The following is a 20,843-nucleotide window of genomic DNA, read 5'->3' as shown; positions in this document are numbered from 1 at the left end:
GTTGAATTTTAAAGTATTTTATTAATGCGCGGCTTTGCCTTCATTTTCTTCAAATACCGGTAATGGTTTATGTTCGGTTGCTACATAACTATAAACCACCGGAAGGACAAACAAGGTAAAGATTGTACCGATCGACAAACCGGCCACGATAACGATACCGATACTAAAACGTGATACCGCACCAGCCCCCGTTGCATAAAGCAATGGAATCAGACCTGCCACCATCGCAGCGGTTGTCATCAAAATTGGACGCAAACGCACTTTAGCCGCGGCGGTAATCGCATCAATGCGGTTTTTGCCATGCAATAATTGCTCTTCTTTTGCTACTTCACACATCAAAATACCGTGTTTTGTAATCAAGCCCACCAAGGTAATTAAGCCTACTTGTGAGTAAATATTCAATGTTGTGCCTGCTATACCAAAGAAAGATAAGAAATTCAACGTCAATAACGCCCCACTTACCGCCAAGGGTACAGAAATCATAATGACCATTGGATCTCGGATAGATTCAAACTGAATCGCCAATACTAAGAAGATGATCACCACAGCCAATGCAAAAGTGACCGCCAACGCATTCCCCTCTTGGATTAACTGACGGGATTCCGAACGGAAATCGTAAGTATAGCCCTGTGGTAAAGTCGTATCGGCATGCTGTTGTAGCCATGCCACCGCATCACCCGTGGATGTCCCCGGCATTGGTACCGCTTGAATCGTAGCAGAATTTAACTGGCTAAAACGAGGTAAAGAAGTAGGCTGTGTCTCCAATTCCATACTAATCAAACTACTTAATGGTACGGATTCCCCATTACTTGCCGTGAGATAGTAATTTTTGAAACTTTCCGGTGATAAGCGATCATCACGTTTTACTTGTGAAATCACTTTATAAGCCCGTCCATCAATATCCACACGGGTAATAGTTGCAGCAGAAAGGAAACTTCCTAATGTGTTACTAATTTGCTGCATCGTAATGCCATAGGTTCCTGCTTTTTCTTTATCTACCGAAATCGTCATTTGTGCGGTATCGTATTTCAAATCAAGATTGGTATAAACAAACTTACCCGATGCCCGCATTGCGGCTAAAAATTTCTCAGCGGTATTTGCCAACGCATTATAATCTTGTGCTGTTTTTAACACGATAGCAACAGGAGGTCCTTGTTCCCCCGTGTCAATCTCAGGGAAATTAAAGGCAGATACCGACACTTCCGGAATAGCTTTTGCTTTTGCATTCAATTCGTTCATGACTTCCGGTTGTTTACGTGAGCGTTCTTTCCAATCCTTTAATGTCACAATATTGAGTGATTGGTTCGAACTTGGTGCACCCGCAATACTCATCCCAAACCATACCTCCGGTGTATCCATAACTGTCTTCATATAAGGAGTCATAGCATCTTGGATATAATCCACATTCACATTAGAAGGCGCAGAACCAATGGCAATAAATGCCCCTTTATCTTCATTTGGCGTTAATTCACTTGAAAGCGAGTTAAAGAGGAATGGTAATGTGGCAAAAATCGCCACGGCAAACACCACCATGGATTTACGATTTTGCATCACAATATCCAACATATAGTTGTACACATTGTTCATTTTAGACAGTGTATGTTCAACTCTACGTTCCATCCAAGTCGGCTCAGCATTAGATTTCAGCAATTTGCTCGTCATCATTGGAGAAAGGGTTAATGCCACGATACCGGAAATAAATACCGAACCGGCAAGGGTGAGGGCAAACTCTTTAAATAATGTCCCGGTAATCCCCCCCATGAGCGCCATCGGCGAGTAAACCGCAATCAAGGAAATGGTCATTGAAATCACCGGTAACGCAATTTCACGAGTACCAATAATTGCTGCTCGGAACGGGGTTTCCCCTTCTTTAATATGGCGGTCAACGTTCTCTAATACCACAATCGCATCGTCCACCACCAAACCGATGGCGAGAATCAATGCCAATAATGTCATCAAGTTAATAGAGAAATCTAAACTTTGTAACATCATTAGCACCCCGATCAATGAAATCGGAATCGTTAATACCGGAATAATAATGGCACGCAGTGAGCCGATAAACATTAGGATCACCACTAATACGATCACCGTAGCCTCAACAATCGTTTTTATCACCTCATTAATAGAGCTATTAATGGCGATTGTGCGATCATAGAGAATATCCGATTCCATACTGTCCGGCAGCTGCTTCTTAATGCTTGCATAAAGCGGTCGGATTTTTTCAGCCACAGTCAATGGATTCGCAGAAGAAGTCGGATTAATACCTAATACAACGGATTCTCCACCATTTGCAGTTGCACGAGAATTATCGCTTTCTTTATTTAATTCAACCGTCGCAATATCACGCAAACGCACTAAATCATCACCGTTAGAGGCAACAATCAAATTACCTAACTGTTCCACGGATTTGGTGGTGGTTTCGACCTTATTGCGATAGCTGACGTAATAACCGTTATCACTCCCCGCTGCCGTTTGAATGTTATTAGCAGAAAGTGCAGACATCACTTGTGAAGCTGAAAGATTTTGAGCGGCCATTTTTTGCGGATCTAACCAAATACGCATCGCATATTCTGCCGCACCGAAGATTTGTACTTCCGCTACCCCTTCAATCGTAAAGAACTGAGGTTTTACTACACGGTTGATATAGTCCGTCACTTGACTGGAATCCAACTTGTTAGAACGGAAACTAATATACATAATCCCCGTTCCTCCGGATGAGGACGCCACCGTAGGATCCTCAATGCCACTTGGTAATTCTGAACGCACTGCATTCACTTTTGCCAAAACATCCGCCAACGCCCCTGCGGGATCCGTATTTAATTTCATCTTCACAGTAATTGTTGAAGAGCTTGGCGCACTAGATGAGGACATATAATCAATATTATCCGCCTGAGCAATGGATTCTTCCAATTTGGAAGTCACGAACGCCTGAATCAAGCTCGCATCTGCCCCCGGATAAGCCGTAGTCACGGTAATCACCGTGGTTGTCATTTTAGGATATTCACGCACTGCCAATTTCGAAATCGCCTGCAAACCTAAAATAATGATAAGCAAGCTAATCGAAACCGCTAAAACAGGGCGACGAATAAATATATCAGTAAATTTCATTCGTATTTCCTAGCCTATTAGAGATTGGTTTTCTTCGCAGGTTCGGTTCCACCAACGATATCTTTCTTAATCCACTCAACAAGGCTGCCATTACCAATACCTTGCTGACCACCGTTAATAATTTTATCACCCACTTTCACTTCATCACCTTGTAATTGGGAATAAATCCCTTGGCGATCTTTGGTAAATACCGTGATTTGTTTTGCGCGATAGAGTGAATCTAATTTTGGATTATCGGCAAATTTCGCTTTATCTTCTTCGGATAACGGCTCTAACAAATAAGAAATTTCACCGTACATGTTATAGCTCACTGCCACTTGTGGCACAACGATCTGATTCATCTCTGTCGGTAGCGCAATACGTAAACGTGAGAACATACCGGAAAGCAATTTACGCCCGTCTTCCGGATCGAAAGTCGCCTGAATATCCACTAAACCGGTTGATGAATTAATTGCCGGTTCAATCGCCGTAATACGCGCAGAAAAGGTTTCCCCTTGGCGAGCATCTGTTGTTGCGGTAACACGTTGTCCAAGATGCAATTTATCTAGCTCATTTTGTGAAATCGCAAAATCAATTTTCATAGAGCTAGTGTCTTCTACACGAACAATTTCGGTACCCACATTCACATATTGACCAACATTCACCTTTACAATACCGGCTTTACCGTCAAAAGGAGCCACAATCTGACGACGTTCAATGGTTGCTTTTAAGGATTCAATATTCGCCACTTGCGCATCATACGCAGATTTAGCATTATCCACCTCTTGACGGGAAACCGAACTGCTTGCCAATAAATTTGCATAGCGCTGATAAGTTTGGCGTAATGCCGGAAGTTGTGCCTGTGCCGCTTGAAGGCTCGCACGTTCAACAGTGCTATCAAGCTCAACCAACAAATCACCTTTCTTAACTATTTGCCCATTCTGAACAAATACTTTAGAGACAGCTCCTGCGTTTTGAGCGCTCAGCATCGCTCCTTGATTTGGACGCACAAGCCCTGTGGTATTAATCACAGGAGTCCACTCGCTTGCCTTTACTTCCAATGCAGTAACAGGACTTGAAGACTCCGGCATATTAGCAATTGCCTTACCAATCATAATGCCACGTAACACATTAAAACCGATAACACCGGCAAAAATTAAGACAAACACTACTAAAATAATTTTCATAAAGAAAACATGCGAGCGTTTTGGTCGAGTTATTTGAGTTTGACTCATGTTGTTTAAAGCTCCGTAATACAAAAAATTGCTCTTATTTCTGAATTGCCCGCCAAGAGCGTTCAACCACAGATTCTAAAATTTCATGGGTAAGTCCCACATTTAAAAACTTAATATCCGATGCCATTGTCATTGCCGTTTTTAAACTGAGCTGGAAAAGAACCTCATCGGGTAAATCCGCTAATTCATTTGCAGCCTTGGCTTGCAAACAAAAATGATCCCAACGACTATTATCCATTTCCCGACAAAGTTCAGCAAAATTAGGTAAAGACTGATACTGATTTAAGTTTGATAAAACCGTCGGATTTTCTTGCAAAAACTGCCAAATATTCCACCACATCCGTCGATATTGTTGAAAAAAAGATTCCGATTCATCGAAATCCTTCTCCAATGCTGCCATAAACATAGCAAACACACGCCTAGCAAATTGTTCTAACAACTCATCTTTATTTTTAAAGTAAAGATAAATCGTTCCTGCTGCGACCTTGGCTTCTTTTGCCAATTTATGCATCGAAAGTTGATTTAAACCCTCTTTTGCCATCAGGCAATCTACCGCCATAAAAATTTGCTCGGCAAGATCTGTTTTAGAGTGCCGCATAAAAAAGTCTTAGGTTTGAAAATAAAAAAGGGGAAACATTTACCCCAGGAATGAACGAGCGTTCATTTTAGAGATTTTTCATTTTTTGGCAAGTTAAAAATAAAAAAGTGCGGTCATTTTTCACCACACTTTAATTCCCACAACTTCATTTCTAAAGGATATAAATCCTTTCTTTTTTACTACATATCCTATTACTCAAACTCAACCATTTCATCTTTTTTGTTTACATCAGCAGGAGGATTAGCCGCTAACCAATTCGCCAAGCGGGCATAATCGGCAATAGAGAGATTTTCCGCACGAGCATTTAAATCAATATCAAGTGCGGTCAAATTTTCAGGAGAAAATAGTGTAGAAAGTGCATTGCGTAATGTTTTACGACGCTGATTAAAGGCTTGTGAACAAACACGATTGAGCCAATACAAATCCTTCACTGGATATGGCAAGTTTACATGGGGAATAAGACGCACTACTGCAGAATCTACCTTTGGCGCAGGCTTGAAAGCACTTGGCGGAACATCTAAAACGGGCATAACTTGACAAAAATACTGTGCCATAATGGTTAATCGTCCATAAGCTTTGCTATTTGGTGCGGCACACAGACGTTTCACCACTTCTTTTTGTAGCATAAAGTGCATATCTTGAATGATGTAATGATACTGAAATAAGTGAAACATCAATGGCGTAGAAATGTTATAGGGTAGGTTTCCAAATACACGTAACTTTTGCCCTTTCTCTGACAAATTCTCTTGATGATAAAGCTCGCCAAAATCAAATTGCATTGCATCATTTTCAATGACAGTAATTTTGTGATGTAGAAATGGGTGATGACGTAAACGTTCGGCAAGATCACGATCCAGTTCCACCACAGTTAAACGATCGACTTGTTCGGCAACCGGCTCGGTTAATGCGCCAAGCCCCGGGCCTATTTCCAATAAAAATTGATTTTTTTGCGGATAAATCGCCGCCACAATATTCTGAATGACATTGTTATCGTGCAAAAAATTTTGTCCGAAACGTTTGCGGGCGGTATGCCCTAAGTGTTTTTTTGAGCTCATAATATTCTATCTTCTATTAAAGTGCGGTTATTATAGAACGTGATTTGGGTTTGTAAATCATTGAACTATTGAATCCTTCCTACACAAAAAGGTTATTTTTTCAACACAACTTGATTTTCACCTTTCACCTCAACGCAAAAACGGCTATAATCCGCCCGTTTTTCTTAAATTACCGCTGAAAGTGCGGTCAAAAAAATCAGTTATTTTTTAGAGGATACAATGGCAAAAGAAGATTGCATTGAAATGCAAGGTACAATTTTAGAAACATTACCGAATACCATGTTTCGTGTAGAGTTAGAAAACGGTCATGTCGTGACGGCTCACATTTCCGGCAAAATGCGTAAAAACTACATTCGTATTTTAACCGGTGATAAAGTGACGGTAGAAATGACGCCTTACGATTTAAGTAAAGGACGTATTATTTTCCGTAGTCGTTAGTTTTAATGGAATTAATGGAAAAAGAAAACCGATATAAGTTATCGGTTTTTTCTTGCCTAAAAAACTGCAAATCGGTTGCAAAAAACAAAAATTTTGATATAATCCGCAACCCTTAGTCACATTCAATTTTTCGTTCCTTGCCTTTGCAGATTGGTGACTAATCTATGTCAAAGGCTGATTAACCCGTAAGGAGCAGTCATGCGTCACTACGAAATCGTGTTTATGGTTCATCCGGACCAAAGCGAGCAAGTACCAGGTATGATTGAACGTTACACAGGTTCTGTTAAAGAAGCTGGTGGTCAAGTTCATCGCCTAGAAGATTGGGGTCGTCGTCAATTAGCGTACCCAATTAATAAATTACACAAAGCACATTATGTGCTTATGAATGTAGAAGCGCCTCAACAAGTCATCGACGAGCTAGAAACGACTTTCCGTTATAACGATGCTGTATTACGCAGTCTTGTTATTCACACTAAGCACGCCGTAACAGAAGCGTCCCCAATGGTTAAAGCTAAAGATGATCGTAAAGTTTTAACTGAAGTTGAAAACAACGATTTTGAGGATGCTGAAGAGTAATTCAAAAATTGATAATCGCTTTTCATTAATCGGCACAGTTTGTCAATTACCAAAGCGATATAAAAGCCCTAATGGCATTAAACATTGCCAGTTTTGGTTGGAACATCGTTCCGAGCAGTTTGAAAGTGGTTTATCACGCCAAGCTTGGTTAAAAATGCCTATTCAAATTAGTGGTAATCAATTAGTAGAAAAAACTCAAAGCATTACGGTCGGCAGTCAACTATTGATTGTAGGTTTCATTACCTCACACAAAACTTCAAGAGGTTTTAGTCAGTTAGTATTACATGCCGAGCAAATCGAATTTATAGATTAGGAGACAGCCAAATGGCACGTTATTTCCGTCGTCGTAAGTTCTGCCGTTTTACAGCGGAAAATGTTGTAGAAATCGATTACAAAGATATCGCTACATTAAAGAACTACATTTCTGAAAGCGGCAAAATTGTACCAAGCCGTATTACCGGTACTCGTGCGAAGTACCAACGTCAATTAGCCCGTGCAATTAAACGCGCGCGTTATTTAGCGTTATTACCTTACTCTGATGCACATCATCACTAAGAAGGAGAAGGTCAAATGCAAGTTATTCTTTTAGATAAAATTGCTCACCTAGGTAATGTAGGTGACCAAGTAGATGTTAAATCAGGTTTTGCTCGTAACTTCTTAATCCCGCAAGGTAAAGCGGTTATGGCAACAAAAGCTAACATTGAACATTTTGAAGCACGTCGTGCCGAATTAGAAGAAAAAGCAGCTAAAGCATTAGCCGCAGCGGTTGAGCGTGCAGAACGTTTAGAAGCGCTTGGAGCTGTGACTATCGCCTCTAAAGCAGGTGATGAAGGTCGTTTATTCGGTGCAATTACTACACGTGATGTTGCTGAAGCTGTAGTTGCAGCTGGTGTTGAAATCACTAAAAGTGAAGTTCGTTTACCAAACGGTCCAATTCGTACCCTTGGTGAACATGATGTTCGTTTCCAACTTCACGGTGAAGTATTTGCATCATTAAACGTAATTGTTGTAGCTGAATAGTTTCTTCATACGTTCAAACAAAAAACCCGACTTTAAGTCGGGTTTTTTGTTTGAGGGATATATCAGCAAATAGACCTTTTGTAAGTTAAAACTTGGGACTATCCTAGATAACTGACAAATTTTCTATTTAGGATGCAATATCCTAATGAGAAAAAGTCGTCTAAGTCAGAGCAAACAATATAAACTCATTGAGCTGTTTGTTGCTTGAGTGACGGTGGAACCAACAGCAGAGTTGGTAAATGTAAACAAAACGACTGCAGCATACTACTTTCATTGTTGACGTCTCCTCATCTATCAAAACAGACTTTACTTAGAAACATTTGAAGGTGAAATTAAAGCAGATGAAAATAACTCCTGTGGTGATCGTAAAGGAAACTTGATCGTGGAACTACGGGTAAAGCCATTGTATTTGGGTTTCTCAAACGAAATGATAAGGTTTATACCATTGTCTTAGAATGCACAGTCAGCAACATTATTGCCGATTATAGAACACAGTAACAAAGTGAAACATCTACAAACTAACAATTTGTGAACTCTTTCATAAGACGATTTTGCAGGAATTTTACCAAGTTTCCTTTCACAAGGAAATCTATACGGATTTGAGTACATTGCAAGCTGATTTAGATGAATAGTTAGTGTATTATAACCAACATCAACCCCATCAGGGAAAAATGTGCTGCAGAAAAACATCGATGGAAACATTGCTTGATGGAAAACCGCATTTGGGTAGAAAAGGATTTAATCTCAAATTAATCTGACAGATACTGTAATTTTAAACGTGGCTGTCAGATTGGGGTTGAGCTTCTACAGATTATCTAGGCTTTCATCGCCCGAACATTGCATAATGGCCTGTCTTGATTTCCACTTTTTCGATTTATCATACGCCTTGCGAACTTTGCCCCTATTTTCATGCGAAAGGCATAATTCGATTGATTCAGACGAAAACCGATCTAATTCATGTAAATAAGTGCTGGCAATGCTGCGCAAGCCGTGAGCGACTAACAAATCTTTAAATCCCATTCGTTTTAATGCCACATTAGCCGCACCGCTATTCATAGGGCGGTTATAAGGCGCAACGCGACTACAAAATACATATTTACGGTTGCCCGTATAGCGGCGCATTTGCTCTAACACATTCAAGGATTGAGAGGAAAGCGGAACACTATGCGCACGTTTGCCGCCTTTCATTCGCTCTGCCGGAATATGTAAGGCTTTCGCCTCCCAGTCAATATCCGCCCATTCTATCGTCACCGCCTCGGAACTTCTCAAAATGCTCAATAACTGCCACTCGATTAAAAGTGCGGTCGGTTTTTTAACATCTGAATTCTGCAAAACCTTGAATAAGTGCGGCAAATCTTCAGGGGCTATGGTTGGATGGTTCTTAGTCTCCACATAAGTAAATTCATCGTGAATCTTTCTAAAAGGATTTTTCACGATTAAATTTTCATCCTCTGCCATTCTAAAAATCTGATTAATCGCAATATTGATTTTATAAAGCGTATTGGAATTTTTCAGCGGTGAAAGCGCCGGCGCAAAAGTTTCATAATTTGCCTCATCAATCGGCAGATCTGCGATTTTAGGGAATAAATGCAACTCCACGCGGCGAAAAGCCTCATTTACGGTTTGAGCCTTGAGTTTCCCCAATTTCAAGCGCTTATCACGCCATTTCATCGCCATTTCTGCAAAGGTGATTTTCTTTTCTTCGGTTTCTAATTGCTGTTTTTTTCGATATTCCAAAGGATCTATATTTTGTAATAGCAACGTTCGGCATTCTTCAGCCAATTGACGGGCTAAAGCAAGGGAAAGCGTGGGATAAGCCCCCAAACTAATTTTTTTTCTTATTTGCCCATTTGTACACAAAATAAAATATCTTTGCACCATTTGGAAAAATACGAATATTTAAATTTCGCCCATCAGATTTTGAATACTCTTTTGTGCTAGGTTTAAGCGCTTGAATGGTAGTATTTGTTAAAGGTTTTACAAGTTTTGCCATTGTGGTAACTCTCAATAAAATGAAAAACTACCGCATTTTAACCCCCAGTAAAAAGCCCTAAAATTTAGTGGGGGTTATTCTGGGGGTTAAAGCTGCGAACAATAACAAACAATAGCGAACGAAAACAACAAATAGAAAGTTGTTAAAGTGTTGTTTTTACGTTGTTTTTTGACAGAAAAGACGTTATTTGACAAGCTACATGGCGGTGAGAGGGAACAGCAACATTTAACGCTCAAGCCTTGATTTTACTGGGTTCTTCTCTGATTGCTTTTGTCTAGAGGGATCTAAACAGGGATCTAAAATCCCAATTCAATCTAAATGAGGGAAAAGCAATAATCAAGTAATATCATTAAATCTCGTTTAATATCAGGTAAGCGAACGTAGTCACTTGGTTAAAGGATAAAGTGCGGTCATTTTTTATCTTTTGGGATTTTGGCCATCATAAAAATAATTTTTTTCTGTGAGTGTGTTTTTTTTACAGGAATTATAGGAATTTAGGAACGCTAGAAGTTATTTTCTTATTTATCAAATAGTTAAGCGTTAAAAAACGTTCCTATTTGTGCTTTCAAAAATAGGAACGCAATAGGAATTTTTTAGGAACGGACAAAAGCCATTTTTTCAAAATAGGAATGAAAAGGGAAAAAACAGGAACAAAAGCAAGGTAAATAGGAATTTTATAGCATAGAATAGGAACGTTTTATTTTTATAACATATTGATTAATAAATATTTATTATTTTTATTCCTATAATTCCTATAAAAAATCACTCTATTCTATAAAAAATCTTTTTCACGGCATAAAAAAAGCAAGGTTTGGCCGCCTTGCTCTTTTGGGATTTTGTCGGTTTATTCTTCCGTTTCCGGCTCATCTGAAAACGGCATGATTTTATAGGCTCTTGCCGTTTTGCCGATCATCTTTTTGGGAATCTTAAAAATAAACTCATTATAGCCTTGTTCCGGTTTGTTTGGTTTTTTTAGTAGTCCCGCCGTAAATAGAATGCCCAATGCCATTTTTTTGGGGAATCCGTCTATCACTTCATCAAAGATTTTGGGGTAAATGAAGTAGTGTTCTTCCTCTTTGGCTGCTTCATCTGCCAGTACACGAACACCTGCAATTTTTAACGGTGTTTTGGCGTTTGGGTCTGCCGGATATTCAATAAAAGCGGCTTCATTAATTAATAGCCAATCAGTTACGGCTCGAATCAGTGCGCTTTCTTCTCGGCTATTCTCGCCAAATTCTTCTTTCCAGTTAAGAAAGTTTTTCAAAATAGCATTGGCGCTTTCTTCTTCCGTCCATTGGGTTAAATCCTTGGCTAAGCATAAAGCGGTTTCAAGCACGGCGAAACGGTCGCCCGCCACGCGTTGAACTTGTCCGCTCATATTGCTAGATAAATCTAACCATTTTTGCCGGATTGCTTTATAGGTGGTTTTTATACTGTCCGCGTTATTGGCAAGGAAAGCGATCCATTCACGCCCAATCACGCCAAAATATTCTTGCACTTTTTCGTTTAAATGGTCGGCGTGGGCTTTATTATTCGGGAAATGGTGCAAATTATTCGCCTCTTCCAAAGGAACATTTAAGAGTCGCACTAATTGCCCGGCGTGGACTTTTGCCCCTTGTAACCTTAATTGCGTTTCTAAATCCTTTTCACCGGTTGAAAGTGCGGTTACTTTCCAGCGTTTTATTTGACGATTTCCGCCCTCTTTCTCACCGCGTATTTTGTCCGTCTCGTTGAACAGGTCATAAGCGATATTTTCAAGGTTTTTCCCGTCTTTGGCTTGCCCGATTTCGTCAAGAGTAATAAAGCCGTCATTGCGTGCGGCGGCTTCATTTTTAACGCCCGTTGCCGTGGTACTCCAACTTAATTTGATTTTGTCTGGGTTGCCGTAAATGCTGTTGGCAATATTTAATGTCGTGCTTTTCCCTTTTGAACTTTCGGCGAAAAGGTGAACCCCAAAGGATTCACGCCCCAAAAGTGAAAGCATAGGGGCAGCAAGTGCAACTGCCACGCCTAACATCATAGAAACGTTGCCTTTTACATTCTGGGCGATCTCCCGTTGCCAATCGGCAAGCGTGCCGGCGGTGATATAGCCTAAACTTGAGCCGCTTTTATCGGTGAAATAAATCGGCTTTTTAGGTGTGCCAATAATTTCCCCATTGGGTAATAAATACGCCCCATTTAGCCAGCCTGTCACGTTGGTGATCGTCCATTGTGTCGAATGGTTGCCGTTAAAGTGAAAATGCTCGGTGAGTTTCTGCGTTAAGCCCGATCCCTGTGTCATCTTCAAGCCTTGTGCCTTCAACATTTTCCAGCCGGTATCCGTACCAAAATCTTCACGGGCAATCGCAACCGTTCTAGGGGTGTTTTCGTCTCGGTTTTGCCATTGGAACAAATAATAATATTCACCGCTTGCGGTTTTGCCTTCGCCTGCTAATTCTAAATTGTCACAAATCCACGTTTCTTTTTCTTGAATGATCTCGCCGGTGTTTCCATCAACTTTAGGCGTTATATAATGTAACCCTTTAATCTTGCCATTTTCTCGATATTCAACATAAGGTGCGGCGCGTGAAACTCTGCCTTGTTCTTCTGTTTCTATCACGATTTCAGCCGTATTGCGTGCCTCTTCATCTTCTCTTAGGCGTAAAACATAGCCACTTAAATCCTGCTTGTTTTCGCCTAAGTTATCGGCAAAAAAGACTTTTTCAGCCTTTGAATGTTTGGCAATGGCTAAAAGTAGGGCGGTTTCTTGTGCTTGGCTAACTTCACCAAAACGGCAAAATGTCACGGCGTGAACATCCTCTTTTAAAATCTGATAATTGCCCGCATTTGCCAGTTTTTCAGCATCTAAAATAAGCGGCTTATAATCATTGCCTAAGCCTAATTTATCACGCAATAAGCCCCATTCTAAGCCGTTTCCTTTCTCTTTCCCAAATCCCCATGCTTTCCACGCTTTATCACCAATCAAAGCGTAAATATGCTCATAGGCTACTCGCCCTTGTTCGTCAAAGTGCGGTACTTTTGGAGGTTGTTTTTTATATGCCATAATTCCCCCTAACCTTGATTTCTATGCTTAAAAAACGCAATCACGTCGCCGGCGCGGTATTTTTTCGGGCTGCGTGGGCGTGGGTCGCCTAAGGTTGCCGGAAAGCCCGGCAATTTAATTAAGGTTTGAATCACATAACCATAAGAACAGCCCGCATAATCGGCTATATCGTGTGGTGTCCATATTTTATCGGCGTTTAATTGTTGCGCTTCTATGGTTTGCACGCGGGCTTTCAGGTTTTCTAATTCCTTTAATAAAAAATCGGTCGTATTTGGTTTATTTTCCATATTCCCCCCTAGCGTTGTTGCCGTCTTGCTTGTTTTTGTTGGATGCGTTGTTTTTTCTTGCGGCGTTGTGTTTTCGCTTTGATAAATTGCGTTTGTTGTACTAATCGCTCGGCTTTCTGCCATAGGGCGATCCCCTCTTCATCGCTAAAAATTTCAATCAGTGTGCCATTTGGTAAGGTGATTCTATGCGTTATCATGGCGCGCTCCTTTCGATAAAGTAGGTTGGGATTTGGGAAAACATTGATCCAATTTCCCTTGAATTCGGTCGATCTGTAACTGTTGAAAGTGCGCAATATTCAACATAAAGCCGCGCAATTCGTTTACATCTTTCAAATAATCGGTAGCACCAGCCATTTCTAAGCACGTACCTAGGGTTTCAAGGCGTGAAACTTCCGTTTGAATTTCATCAAGAAAAGAAAGGGAAAGATTAGGCATAAATCCCCCTTTGCGTAAAAGTGCGGTTAAATTTCGGGTTGATTTTGGCGATAAGTGAAAGGCATTGAAAATCGGCGCTAAGGCTTAGGCGCGCGTTAGTTTCGTTGTTGGCTTGAATAGTTTTAACGCACAAATTAAAGTGCGAGTGCGTGCGATTCACGCATAGAAATTTGTAGATCATTTCTGCGGCTTCCTGTAATAAATTTTGAGGAACTACCGCTAAAGTTTGCAGGCTTGGGCGGTAGCACATAACGGGCTGCAAAACCGTTATTACAGGAAAACGGCAAAGGGCGGAACCTTTCCCATTATGCGCTACCATTGAGAATAGACTATCAGAAAATAGGCTATATTGAATAGGTGCGTAAACGCTACGAACAAAAAAAGCACGATTTGGCGTGCTGTTCGCCTGTAATAATAAAACGATCTTGCAGTGACCGGCTTTAGATTTTGCTAAAGCGGATTTAATATAGTTTAATTTCGTTTTAACTGTCAAGCCGCTTTGTAAAAATTTTCTGTTTTGGGGCGTAAAAAAGTTGCGCCCTACCGCATTAAACGGTAGATTGTCGTTTAAATAGTTCATTGAATTATTCGCTTTAAATTGTCGTTATAGGGAACGGGCTTATCTTTCGGGGTAAGCCCTTATTTTTTGTTTGAGGTTTCCGCTTTGTTATCTTGCGCCCATCGGTGTGTTTGAGCTACGGGCGAAAATTGCGCAAATTGCCCTTGTTCAAATCCGGCGCGAACAATGCCTTTCAATTCGCATGATTCGCAATAAACGTGAGCAACCGTCACAACTGCGCTAGGGCGTGTGGAACTCCGGATTTTCAATGCTTTTCCACATTCCGGGCAATTAAGCCGCAAGCCTGCCATCTTCGTCGCCTTTTGTATGGTTGGGATTTTGTTTATCTAACCAGGCTTGCACATCTTCACGCGCCCATCGGTTAGTTCTGTCATATTTAAGCGGTTTGGGAAAATCGCCCCGTTTCACTAAATAATAAATTTTTGTGCGAGAGGCAATCCCCATTTCTTCTAACTCTTGAATCGTTAATAAGGCTTTTAATGTCATATTCTTTCCTTTTATTTAAGTGCGGAATTGACCGCACTTTTATTTATTAAACGGCAATAAAATTTTCTGTCTGTTTCTTTTCTTCTTGCACATGTAAACCTAATGCAAAATAAAACATCATCTTTTCATTTCCTGTTAATTTTCCATAATCAGGAAAAATAGCACTATTTCTTAATATTTTTTCATGATTTAATTCATACCTAATTTCATCTATAAATTGGTTTTGTTGATGAAGCGGTAATTTTTTAAATTTTTCTAGTAAAGATAATGCAACATCTCTACTTTTTATCATTTCTTTACTTTCCATTTTCTTCATCTCCCAATATTACGTTTTTGTATTCTATCGCCGCCATTAAATTAAGATTTTCCACGATATAACATTCTTGTCTTAAATAAGCGCTGATATAATCCATTGTCTCTTCATCATTATAAATTGAGCGGTGACAACTGCCTTTTTGTGTATAAATGCTTAGATTTTTTAACGTGGTAACTACGGCGCATTTTCGTGGGAATTGCGGCGGAATAATTGCCGGCATACCGCCAAAATAATTTGATAGATAAAGATTGTTGATACCGTTATTTTCTGAATAATTAAACGCCCCTTGAATATTGGCATTCGCTTTCGCCACTAAATCCGCCCCCACAAAGAAAACAAGATCATTGCGTTCTTGATATTGGGCCGGCAATTTATTGCGGAGTGCGGTCGCCAATTCGTCTAAATTTTTATAATCGGCTTGTTCAGAAAATAAAGTAATTTTACCCGCACTTTTTCCGCCCGTGATGATATTTGCCGGGTTTTGTTCTTTCAGTTGGGCGAGCCAACCTTTCACCACATCGGATAGATCTTCCGCTTGTGTGTTTGTCGCCTCGCTTTCACCATACCAGCCCATTTGCAGCATATCTAAAATAAATTGCTGTTCCGTCAAGCGGGTGAAATTTTCCGAAAAGTTATCTTGAATCACTTCAAGCTCATCAATTAAACGCCAATCAATTTGCACACCGCTGTCGATTTCTTGGAGTTGATAAATGTCGCCATATTCCACAATAGAACGATTACGCCCATCTTGTTTGCGCCCCGTTGTTGTGCCTTTTAATGCCCCAAAGATTTTTTTATCTTTTTGATTTTTCACTGTTATCCAGTTAATCGAATTGAGAAAATCAGAACGGGTTTTAAAATCTTTCATCAGCTCTTGTTGCGCCTTGTCATTGAGTGAAATGGATAATAAAACGTCTTTTCTTTCATCCAATTTATCTTGATATTTTGCCGCCAATTGGCTGGCATATTGTTTTAGTGGGGATGTTGTCATGTTGTTTTCCTCTTTAAAAAGTAAAGTGTGTTTATATACTCCGCAATCTTAATCAACGTTCACCATTTGTTTATTTTCGATTGCGTTGAGGATTGTAGGCAGATAAAAAAAGTCGATGCGAAAATTAGAAAAATTTGGCTGTTTTTGGAAAAATTTGACGTTTTTTAGAAAAATTTCGGGGATTTTGGGAAAAAATAAGTATAAAAAAGCCCCATGTCTGGGGCGGGTCGCTCTTAATATGGGCTTCTCTCTAGGAATTTTTCCAAAAATGGGGCGATAGTTTTGGCTTTCCTCACTTTTCCGGAATAGCCCATCTTGCTTTCCATTTCTTCCAAAATATCGCTAATTGCTTCGGATATAGCGTTAAATGAAGGGCGGTTTTTATCTGTGATAAAAAAATCTTTCCGGTTCACTTTCTGAAATTTAGGATGATGCATAAAAACTAAGGCATTGATAATACTTTGGTACATTTCATCGTCTGATTTGTTATTTGGTTTTCTTGTATCAAAAATAGAAAGTAAATTTAACTCTTTTTTAATTCTTTCAATATCATCCTTTGAGATATAGAGATTTTTAAAAAAATCTATTCTTAATTTATCTAAGTAATCAGGAATGAAAATATTTATTATTGAAGTTTTAAAGCTCTTTTTGAACTCTTCGTTTCCTAAAAATTCATAATGGCTATAAATTTCTAGCTCAGGTAATAATGATTCTATAATAGTATTTAGTTTTTCTGGAATCATTTCCGGTTTAATTAAGTAAGATAATTTTAATTGTCCTTTTGGTATTTTAAAGTAACCACTTAGAAAACAGTCATTCAGTATTAATATTTCCTGTTCATCTATTATTTCTATTTCTTCATCTTGTTTTTGATTCAGGTTTTCTGATATGCCTTTATAATATAGCTTACTATTTGTTATCCCTGAAATGCTATGATATTTATTTTCATCATTATATAAAGATACATGATTGTTTTTAATATAATCTTTTATTTCAAATTGAAATAAACCGCCATTCATAGCTTCCATTTTTTTGTTAGAATGAAAAAGCACAGTTTTATCGGGTTCATTTCTACTATACCTAACGCTAATTTCATCAAATTTAAAAATACTACTCGCGATTCTTATTCCATCTTCATTTTTCTTTACGAATAAAAACAAAGAGATTTTTTCATTCTCAAAAAAATCTAAAATATTATCAATAGATATTTCTTTGTCATATTCTTGCTTAAAGTTCGAAATAAACTGCTCAATAGTGAAAAAATCTTGTTCAACAGAGTATAGCCCCATAACAGTTCCTTTACTGTGTTTTTATATAGTGTGAAGATAGCATATCACAAGGATGGTGACTAGTCTCAAGTTATCCCAAATCTTCCCAAATCGTTCAAAGAGACATAAAAAAGCCCCGTATCTTCTACGGGGCATTACGTCATTCACAATTTTCAACTACTGATTAGCCAGCTCTTCTAGTTCGCGTATATATTCACGCTTTTGCCATGAGCCGCCGCCCGGGTTAGGAATGTTAAATTTAATCTCCGGCATATTAATTTTTAAATGGCTAATATCAATTTTTTCATCTAAATGAGTTTTAATTTTACTAACAAAGAAATTCAAGAAAGCGCCACTATAATCATAGTTAATATAATTTCCGAATAGAACGCTACTTTTATTTTCAAATAGAATTGAATAGATTTCATTGATTTTCTTCATAGATTCACTTTTGAAAAAATCTTCCATGAATTCTTGAGCAATTAAATCTAAGGCTTTTGTTTTGATACTGATAGAGTTATCTGAAAATGCTTTATATTCTGTGATTAATAGAAGTTTTAATTTCGCATCAAATTTTGTGATAACTTTATTCAGTGCATTAATCTTTAATGTATTTTTACTCACACGCTCGGAAACTTCATCAAAGCCCTCAAAATTAATTTCACCGGTATCACTTACTTGAAGATTATCAATTTCTTTTTGTGCCTCTTGGTTTTCCTGTTCCAGTGCCTCAATCATTTTTTGATTACGTTCAATGTTTGATTTAATCGTTAAAGCCTTATCTTGAATGGCTAAAAAGGCTTGATTATTTTTGTTTAGTTCTGCAATCAGCTTTTCTAGTTCCGCTTGCTTTTCTGGGTTTTGTAGTGTCATTGGTTTGTCTCCTTTTGGTTTCGTTTGTTAATTTGCTCTTTCATCCAGGCATTCACTTCACTTTCAAGCCAAACTGAATTTTGTTTATTCAGTTGAATACTTTTAGGAAATTCACCGGCTTTCATATTTCGATAGATTGTGGAGCGCCCTAAGCCTGTTTTATTCATCACTTCCGGCAGTTTAATAAATCGTTCCGCCTGTGCTGTCTTCTCGGCCATAACTTTCCTTATCATAAAAAAGTAGATTCATAGGTATCCAAATTCATCCCATTGGATAGGGCAAAAATAAAATATTTATCTCGGATCGAATAGAAAATTTAATTGTGAAATGAGAAAGCACAATAAAAGGATAAAAAATAAACAGTTAGCCGGCATGCTACGGAAATTTTTCACGGAAAACCCCACGCCACGGAAAATCCACTTCCTCCCCCGCCGAATTTGCGTTAAAAATTGATAAAATTACAGTTAATTTTCAGCCACTAAAATAGCGAAAACCCTTGCTATATCTAGCTTTAAATATATCGCTTTAACTAATTCTTAACTGTAAAAATTACATACTTTTTCACTATTTTTCACTTAAGAAAAAGTGTGATTTTCTTGATACAAAGTATAACCATTTGATTTATAATGGGTTTTAAGATTTTACGTGGGCGAGATGACGAAAAAACATTTCAGTTAAGAGAGGGAAAAGCGATAAATGGTAGAGTGTAAAATATGCGGTGCAAAAGCCCTAATAAACAAAAGTCAAAGAGAACATAAGGAATTTACTAAACTTTATTGCACCTGTAAAAATCAGGATTGTGGGCATAAATTCGTATTAAATTTAGAATTTAGTCACACAACAAAGCCTAGTAAATTAAAAGAACAAGATTATTTTAAATATATCCTCACTTGCTTACCGAATGACAAAAAACAAGAAATTCTAGAAGTGTTAATGAATGATCAAGAGCAAAGTGCCTTAAATTTACATTCTTCCACATAATCGCCCCATTTCTGCATAATTTCTTGTCGGGAGCGCCATTTTTTCGATTTATCATACGCCGCGCGCACCTTACCGCGGTTCTCATGGGATAAACAAAGCTCAATGGCTTCTGATGAAAAAATATCAAGCTCATGAAGATAAGTGCTGGCAATGCTGCGCAAGCCGTGAGCAACTAACAAATCTTTAAATCCCATTCGTTTTAATGCCACGTTAGCCGCACCGCTATTCATAGGGCGATTATAAGGCGCAACACGGCTACAAAATACATATTTACGGTTGCCGGTATAACGGCGCATTTGCTCTAACACATTCAAGGCTTGAGAGGAAAGTGGAACACTATGCGCACGCTTACCGCCTTTCATTCGCTCTGCCGGAATATGTAAGGCTTTCGTCTCCCAGTCAATATCAGCCCATTCTATCGTTACCGCCTCGGAACTTCTCAAAATGCTCAATAACTGCCACTCGATTAAAAGTGCGGTCGGTTTCTTCACATCTGCCCCTTGTAACACTTGGAATAGGCGCGGCAAATCTTCCGGCTTAATGGTCGGGTAATTCCTTGTCTCTACATACGTAAATTCATCATGAATATTGCGAAAAGGATTCTTAATAATCAAATCTTCATCTTCTGCCATTCTAAAAATCTGATTAATAGCAATATTGATTTTATAAAGCGTATTGGAATTTTTCAGCGGTGAAAGCGCCGGGCCAAAAGTCTCATAATTTGCCTCATCAATCGGCAGATCTGCGATTTTAGGGAATAAATGCAACTCTACGCGACGGAATGCTTCATTTACGGTTTGCGCTTTGAGTTTCCCTAATTTTAACCGTTTATCGCGCCATCTAATCGCCATCTCTGCAAAGGTGATTTTCTTTTCCTCTACAACCTCATTTAAAGATTGGCGATACTTTAGCGGATCAACATTACGTAAAATAAGTCCCCGATATTCCCGCGCTAATTCGCGTGCATGAATAAGAGATAAATCAGGGAACGACCCTAAACTAAGTTTTCTGTGTTTCCCCTGCCATTTATAGGCAAAGTACCAAATCTTAGCACCATTAGGTTTAATTCTGATATAAAGTCCACCCCCATCTGATTTAATGTATTCTTTTTCGGCGGCTTTAAGATTCTGAATCGTTGTATTTGTTAAAGGTTTAACTATCTTGCTCATATCACATCATCTCATAAAGAATAAGGCGTAATCGCATTTTTAGATCCCTCGCAAAAAGCCCTAAACAGTGAGGGATCTAAACAGGGATCTAAAAAGTGCGGCTATAAGCAATCAGAAATAAACAGTAATGAACATCTATGAATAGTAACTCATTGAAATATTAATGAATTTTTATCTGAAATGAACGTTGGTGAACGTTGATGAATTGTGTTCTGGCGGTGAGAGGGGGATTCGAACCCCCGATGCAGTTCCCCACATACACGCTTTCCAGGCGTGCTCCTTCAACCACTCGGACATCTCACCGTGTTGAGGTGCACAAACTATAAAGATTTGCAGAAATTTAGTCAAGTTTTTTGAGCCAGAATATAAAAATCTTCTTAAATTTTCGTTAAAATAGCGATATTTTATTCAT

The 20,843-nt window shown here is 38.9% G+C and carries 23 protein-coding genes, 1 tRNA gene and 3 pseudogenes; 8 read left to right on the top strand and 19 right to left on the bottom strand.

Translation table 11 applies throughout. From position 1 onward, the window contains the following. Nucleotides 1-21: 21 nt before the first annotated feature. The 4 genes from E4T92_RS01485 to rsmA all read right to left on the bottom strand — a co-directional run bounded on the left by E4T92_RS01485 (nucleotide 22) and on the right by rsmA (nucleotide 5,975). Nucleotides 22-3,108 carry an efflux RND transporter permease subunit gene (locus E4T92_RS01485; RefSeq protein WP_135093144.1) on the bottom strand — a complete coding sequence of 1,029 codons (3,087 nt, stop codon included), beginning with the start codon at nucleotides 3,106-3,108 and terminating at the stop codon, nucleotides 22-24. A 17-nt stretch (nucleotides 3,109-3,125) separates the two neighbouring features. Next, nucleotides 3,126-4,322, bottom strand: coding sequence for an efflux RND transporter periplasmic adaptor subunit (locus E4T92_RS01480; RefSeq protein WP_167753976.1), 1,197 nt, complete (start codon nucleotides 4,320-4,322; stop codon nucleotides 3,126-3,128). Between the two features lie 34 nt (nucleotides 4,323-4,356). Then, entirely contained in the window at nucleotides 4,357-4,920 is a 564-nt protein-coding gene (locus tag E4T92_RS01475) for a TetR/AcrR family transcriptional regulator (RefSeq protein ID WP_077541554.1), read from the bottom strand. 191 nt (nucleotides 4,921-5,111) lie between these two features. Next, nucleotides 5,112-5,975: a 16S rRNA (adenine(1518)-N(6)/adenine(1519)-N(6))-dimethyltransferase RsmA gene (gene rsmA / locus E4T92_RS01470; RefSeq protein WP_135093142.1), complete on the bottom strand. Its 864-nt coding sequence runs from the start codon at nucleotides 5,973-5,975 to the stop codon at nucleotides 5,112-5,114. A gap of 219 nt (nucleotides 5,976-6,194) precedes the next feature. On the opposite strand from rsmA, the gene infA reads away from it, so the two are divergent. The 7 genes and pseudogenes from infA to E4T92_RS11140 all read left to right on the top strand — a co-directional run. Next, on the top strand, nucleotides 6,195-6,413 hold the full coding sequence (gene infA, locus E4T92_RS01465; protein WP_005627617.1) for a translation initiation factor IF-1: 219 nt from the start codon (nucleotides 6,195-6,197) through the stop codon (nucleotides 6,411-6,413). A 198-nt stretch (nucleotides 6,414-6,611) separates the two neighbouring features. Next, entirely contained in the window at nucleotides 6,612-6,989 is a 378-nt protein-coding gene (gene rpsF / locus E4T92_RS01460) for a 30S ribosomal protein S6 (protein WP_077541550.1), read from the top strand. After that, nucleotides 6,976-7,302 carry a primosomal replication protein N gene (gene priB, locus E4T92_RS01455; RefSeq protein WP_135093141.1) on the top strand — a complete coding sequence of 109 codons (327 nt, stop codon included), beginning with the start codon at nucleotides 6,976-6,978 and terminating at the stop codon, nucleotides 7,300-7,302. Before rpsF ends, priB begins: the two co-directional genes overlap by 14 nt. An 11-nt stretch (nucleotides 7,303-7,313) precedes the next feature. Continuing rightward, entirely contained in the window at nucleotides 7,314-7,544 is a 231-nt protein-coding gene (rpsR, locus tag E4T92_RS01450) for a 30S ribosomal protein S18 (protein WP_018355466.1), read from the top strand. A 15-nt stretch (nucleotides 7,545-7,559) separates the two neighbouring features. Next, nucleotides 7,560-8,009 carry a 50S ribosomal protein L9 gene (gene rplI, locus E4T92_RS01445; RefSeq protein WP_135093140.1) on the top strand — a complete coding sequence of 150 codons (450 nt, stop codon included), beginning with the start codon at nucleotides 7,560-7,562 and terminating at the stop codon, nucleotides 8,007-8,009. A 145-nt stretch (nucleotides 8,010-8,154) separates the two neighbouring features. Next, nucleotides 8,155-8,496, top strand: a pseudogene (locus E4T92_RS01440) (IS1595 family transposase); the annotation flags it as partial. 37 nt (nucleotides 8,497-8,533) lie between these two features. After that, nucleotides 8,534-8,762, top strand: a pseudogene (locus tag E4T92_RS11140) (IS481 family transposase); the annotation flags it as partial. Between the two features lie 51 nt (nucleotides 8,763-8,813). On the opposite strand, the gene E4T92_RS11350 reads toward E4T92_RS11140, so the two are convergent. From E4T92_RS11350 to E4T92_RS01375, 13 genes and pseudogenes are all read right to left on the bottom strand, one after another. Continuing rightward, the gene (locus E4T92_RS11350) at nucleotides 8,814-9,467 is read right to left on the bottom strand and encodes a tyrosine-type recombinase/integrase (protein WP_348631393.1); all 654 of its coding nucleotides are present in this window, start codon (nucleotides 9,465-9,467) and stop codon (nucleotides 8,814-8,816) included. A 318-nt stretch (nucleotides 9,468-9,785) separates the two neighbouring features. Then, nucleotides 9,786-10,002 (bottom strand): annotated as a pseudogene (locus tag E4T92_RS11180) (Arm DNA-binding domain-containing protein); the annotation flags it as partial. Nucleotides 10,003-10,846: 844 nt separating this feature from the next. Beyond that, complete coding sequence (locus E4T92_RS01430) at nucleotides 10,847-13,045, bottom strand: DUF927 domain-containing protein (RefSeq protein WP_135093139.1); 2,199 nt, start codon at nucleotides 13,043-13,045, stop codon at nucleotides 10,847-10,849. 8 nt (nucleotides 13,046-13,053) lie between these two features. Next, on the bottom strand, nucleotides 13,054-13,332 hold the full coding sequence (locus tag E4T92_RS01425) for a hypothetical protein (RefSeq protein WP_135093138.1): 279 nt from the start codon (nucleotides 13,330-13,332) through the stop codon (nucleotides 13,054-13,056). 8 nt (nucleotides 13,333-13,340) lie between these two features. Further along, on the bottom strand, nucleotides 13,341-13,529 hold the full coding sequence (locus E4T92_RS01420) for a hypothetical protein (RefSeq protein WP_135093137.1): 189 nt from the start codon (nucleotides 13,527-13,529) through the stop codon (nucleotides 13,341-13,343). Continuing rightward, nucleotides 13,516-13,767 carry a hypothetical protein gene (locus tag E4T92_RS01415; protein ID WP_135093136.1) on the bottom strand — a complete coding sequence of 84 codons (252 nt, stop codon included), beginning with the start codon at nucleotides 13,765-13,767 and terminating at the stop codon, nucleotides 13,516-13,518. The genes E4T92_RS01420 and E4T92_RS01415 overlap by 14 nt, the downstream gene beginning before the upstream one ends. Then, nucleotides 13,760-14,347, bottom strand: a complete 588-nt coding sequence (locus tag E4T92_RS01410) for a host cell division inhibitor Icd-like protein (RefSeq protein ID WP_135093135.1) — start codon at nucleotides 14,345-14,347, stop codon at nucleotides 13,760-13,762. Before E4T92_RS01410 ends, E4T92_RS01415 begins: the two co-directional genes overlap by 8 nt. Before the next feature lie 270 nt (nucleotides 14,348-14,617). Next, entirely contained in the window at nucleotides 14,618-14,833 is a 216-nt protein-coding gene (locus E4T92_RS01400) for a helix-turn-helix domain-containing protein (protein WP_077462863.1), read from the bottom strand. A 46-nt stretch (nucleotides 14,834-14,879) separates the two neighbouring features. Next, on the bottom strand, nucleotides 14,880-15,140 hold the full coding sequence (locus E4T92_RS01395; protein WP_135093134.1) for a hypothetical protein: 261 nt from the start codon (nucleotides 15,138-15,140) through the stop codon (nucleotides 14,880-14,882). After that, nucleotides 15,130-16,140: a phage major capsid protein, P2 family gene (locus tag E4T92_RS01390; RefSeq protein WP_135093133.1), complete on the bottom strand. Its 1,011-nt coding sequence runs from the start codon at nucleotides 16,138-16,140 to the stop codon at nucleotides 15,130-15,132. The genes E4T92_RS01395 and E4T92_RS01390 overlap by 11 nt, the downstream gene beginning before the upstream one ends. Nucleotides 16,141-16,373: 233 nt before the next feature. Beyond that, nucleotides 16,374-17,429 (bottom strand): hypothetical protein, encoded by a 1,056-nt coding sequence (locus E4T92_RS01385; RefSeq protein WP_135093132.1) that lies wholly within the window; start codon nucleotides 17,427-17,429, stop codon nucleotides 16,374-16,376. Nucleotides 17,430-17,585: 156 nt separating this feature from the next. After that, nucleotides 17,586-18,281, bottom strand: coding sequence for a hypothetical protein (locus E4T92_RS01380; protein WP_135093131.1), 696 nt, complete (start codon nucleotides 18,279-18,281; stop codon nucleotides 17,586-17,588). Beyond that, complete coding sequence (locus E4T92_RS01375; RefSeq protein WP_077462858.1) at nucleotides 18,278-18,499, bottom strand: AlpA family transcriptional regulator; 222 nt, start codon at nucleotides 18,497-18,499, stop codon at nucleotides 18,278-18,280. Before E4T92_RS01375 ends, E4T92_RS01380 begins: the two co-directional genes overlap by 4 nt. Nucleotides 18,500-18,977: 478 nt before the next feature. Between E4T92_RS01375 and E4T92_RS01370 the strand changes: the two genes are divergently transcribed. After that, nucleotides 18,978-19,262: an ogr/Delta-like zinc finger family protein gene (locus E4T92_RS01370; protein WP_077462857.1), complete on the top strand. Its 285-nt coding sequence runs from the start codon at nucleotides 18,978-18,980 to the stop codon at nucleotides 19,260-19,262. Here the strand turns inward: E4T92_RS01370 and E4T92_RS01365 are convergent. Then, entirely contained in the window at nucleotides 19,223-20,431 is a 1,209-nt protein-coding gene (locus tag E4T92_RS01365) for an integrase arm-type DNA-binding domain-containing protein (protein WP_135093130.1), read from the bottom strand. The two genes, E4T92_RS01370 and E4T92_RS01365, sit on opposite strands and share 40 nt — an antisense overlap. A 213-nt stretch (nucleotides 20,432-20,644) precedes the next feature. After that, nucleotides 20,645-20,734, bottom strand: a tRNA-Ser gene (locus E4T92_RS01360). Nucleotides 20,735-20,843 lie beyond the last annotated feature (109 nt).

The sequence above is a fragment of the Pasteurella sp. WM03 genome, assembly GCF_004570945.1.
Classification (GTDB): domain Bacteria; phylum Pseudomonadota; class Gammaproteobacteria; order Enterobacterales; family Pasteurellaceae; genus Rodentibacter.
The sequence above is the reverse complement of the archived record's forward strand: the minus strand, read 5'-3'. Positions and strand labels throughout refer to the sequence as shown.

What these genes read in the sequence shown, in the direction of transcription:
- E4T92_RS01430 (WP_135093139.1), bottom strand. Translation starts at nt 13,045, where the DNA reads ATGGCATATAAAAAACAACCTCCAAAAGTACCGCACTTTGACGAACAA.
- E4T92_RS01385 (WP_135093132.1), bottom strand. Translation starts at nt 17,429, where the DNA reads ATGGGGCTATACTCTGTTGAACAAGATTTTTTCACTATTGAGCAGTTT.
- E4T92_RS11350 (WP_348631393.1), bottom strand. Translation starts at nt 9,467, where the DNA reads ATGGCAGAGGATGAAAATTTAATCGTGAAAAATCCTTTTAGAAAGATT.
- E4T92_RS01475 (WP_077541554.1), bottom strand. Translation starts at nt 4,920, where the DNA reads ATGCGGCACTCTAAAACAGATCTTGCCGAGCAAATTTTTATGGCGGTA.
- E4T92_RS01485 (WP_135093144.1), bottom strand. Translation starts at nt 3,108, where the DNA reads ATGAAATTTACTGATATATTTATTCGTCGCCCTGTTTTAGCGGTTTCG.
- E4T92_RS01370 (WP_077462857.1), top strand. Translation starts at nt 18,978, where the DNA reads ATGGTAGAGTGTAAAATATGCGGTGCAAAAGCCCTAATAAACAAAAGT.
- rpsF (WP_077541550.1), top strand. Translation starts at nt 6,612, where the DNA reads ATGCGTCACTACGAAATCGTGTTTATGGTTCATCCGGACCAAAGCGAG.
- infA (WP_005627617.1), top strand. Translation starts at nt 6,195, where the DNA reads ATGGCAAAAGAAGATTGCATTGAAATGCAAGGTACAATTTTAGAAACA.
- E4T92_RS01415 (WP_135093136.1), bottom strand. Translation starts at nt 13,767, where the DNA reads ATGCCTAATCTTTCCCTTTCTTTTCTTGATGAAATTCAAACGGAAGTT.
- rsmA (WP_135093142.1), bottom strand. Translation starts at nt 5,975, where the DNA reads ATGAGCTCAAAAAAACACTTAGGGCATACCGCCCGCAAACGTTTCGGA.
- E4T92_RS01400 (WP_077462863.1), bottom strand. Translation starts at nt 14,833, where the DNA reads ATGACATTAAAAGCCTTATTAACGATTCAAGAGTTAGAAGAAATGGGG.
- E4T92_RS01410 (WP_135093135.1), bottom strand. Translation starts at nt 14,347, where the DNA reads ATGAACTATTTAAACGACAATCTACCGTTTAATGCGGTAGGGCGCAAC.
- rplI (WP_135093140.1), top strand. Translation starts at nt 7,560, where the DNA reads ATGCAAGTTATTCTTTTAGATAAAATTGCTCACCTAGGTAATGTAGGT.
- E4T92_RS01375 (WP_077462858.1), bottom strand. Translation starts at nt 18,499, where the DNA reads ATGGCCGAGAAGACAGCACAGGCGGAACGATTTATTAAACTGCCGGAA.
- rpsR (WP_018355466.1), top strand. Translation starts at nt 7,314, where the DNA reads ATGGCACGTTATTTCCGTCGTCGTAAGTTCTGCCGTTTTACAGCGGAA.
- E4T92_RS01425 (WP_135093138.1), bottom strand. Translation starts at nt 13,332, where the DNA reads ATGGAAAATAAACCAAATACGACCGATTTTTTATTAAAGGAATTAGAA.
- E4T92_RS01365 (WP_135093130.1), bottom strand. Translation starts at nt 20,431, where the DNA reads ATGAGCAAGATAGTTAAACCTTTAACAAATACAACGATTCAGAATCTT.
- E4T92_RS01390 (WP_135093133.1), bottom strand. Translation starts at nt 16,140, where the DNA reads ATGACAACATCCCCACTAAAACAATATGCCAGCCAATTGGCGGCAAAA.
- E4T92_RS01420 (WP_135093137.1), bottom strand. Translation starts at nt 13,529, where the DNA reads ATGATAACGCATAGAATCACCTTACCAAATGGCACACTGATTGAAATT.
- priB (WP_135093141.1), top strand. Translation starts at nt 6,976, where the DNA reads ATGCTGAAGAGTAATTCAAAAATTGATAATCGCTTTTCATTAATCGGC.
- E4T92_RS01395 (WP_135093134.1), bottom strand. Translation starts at nt 15,140, where the DNA reads ATGGAAAGTAAAGAAATGATAAAAAGTAGAGATGTTGCATTATCTTTA.
- E4T92_RS01480 (WP_167753976.1), bottom strand. Translation starts at nt 4,322, where the DNA reads ATGAGTCAAACTCAAATAACTCGACCAAAACGCTCGCATGTTTTCTTT.
- E4T92_RS01380 (WP_135093131.1), bottom strand. Translation starts at nt 18,281, where the DNA reads ATGACACTACAAAACCCAGAAAAGCAAGCGGAACTAGAAAAGCTGATT.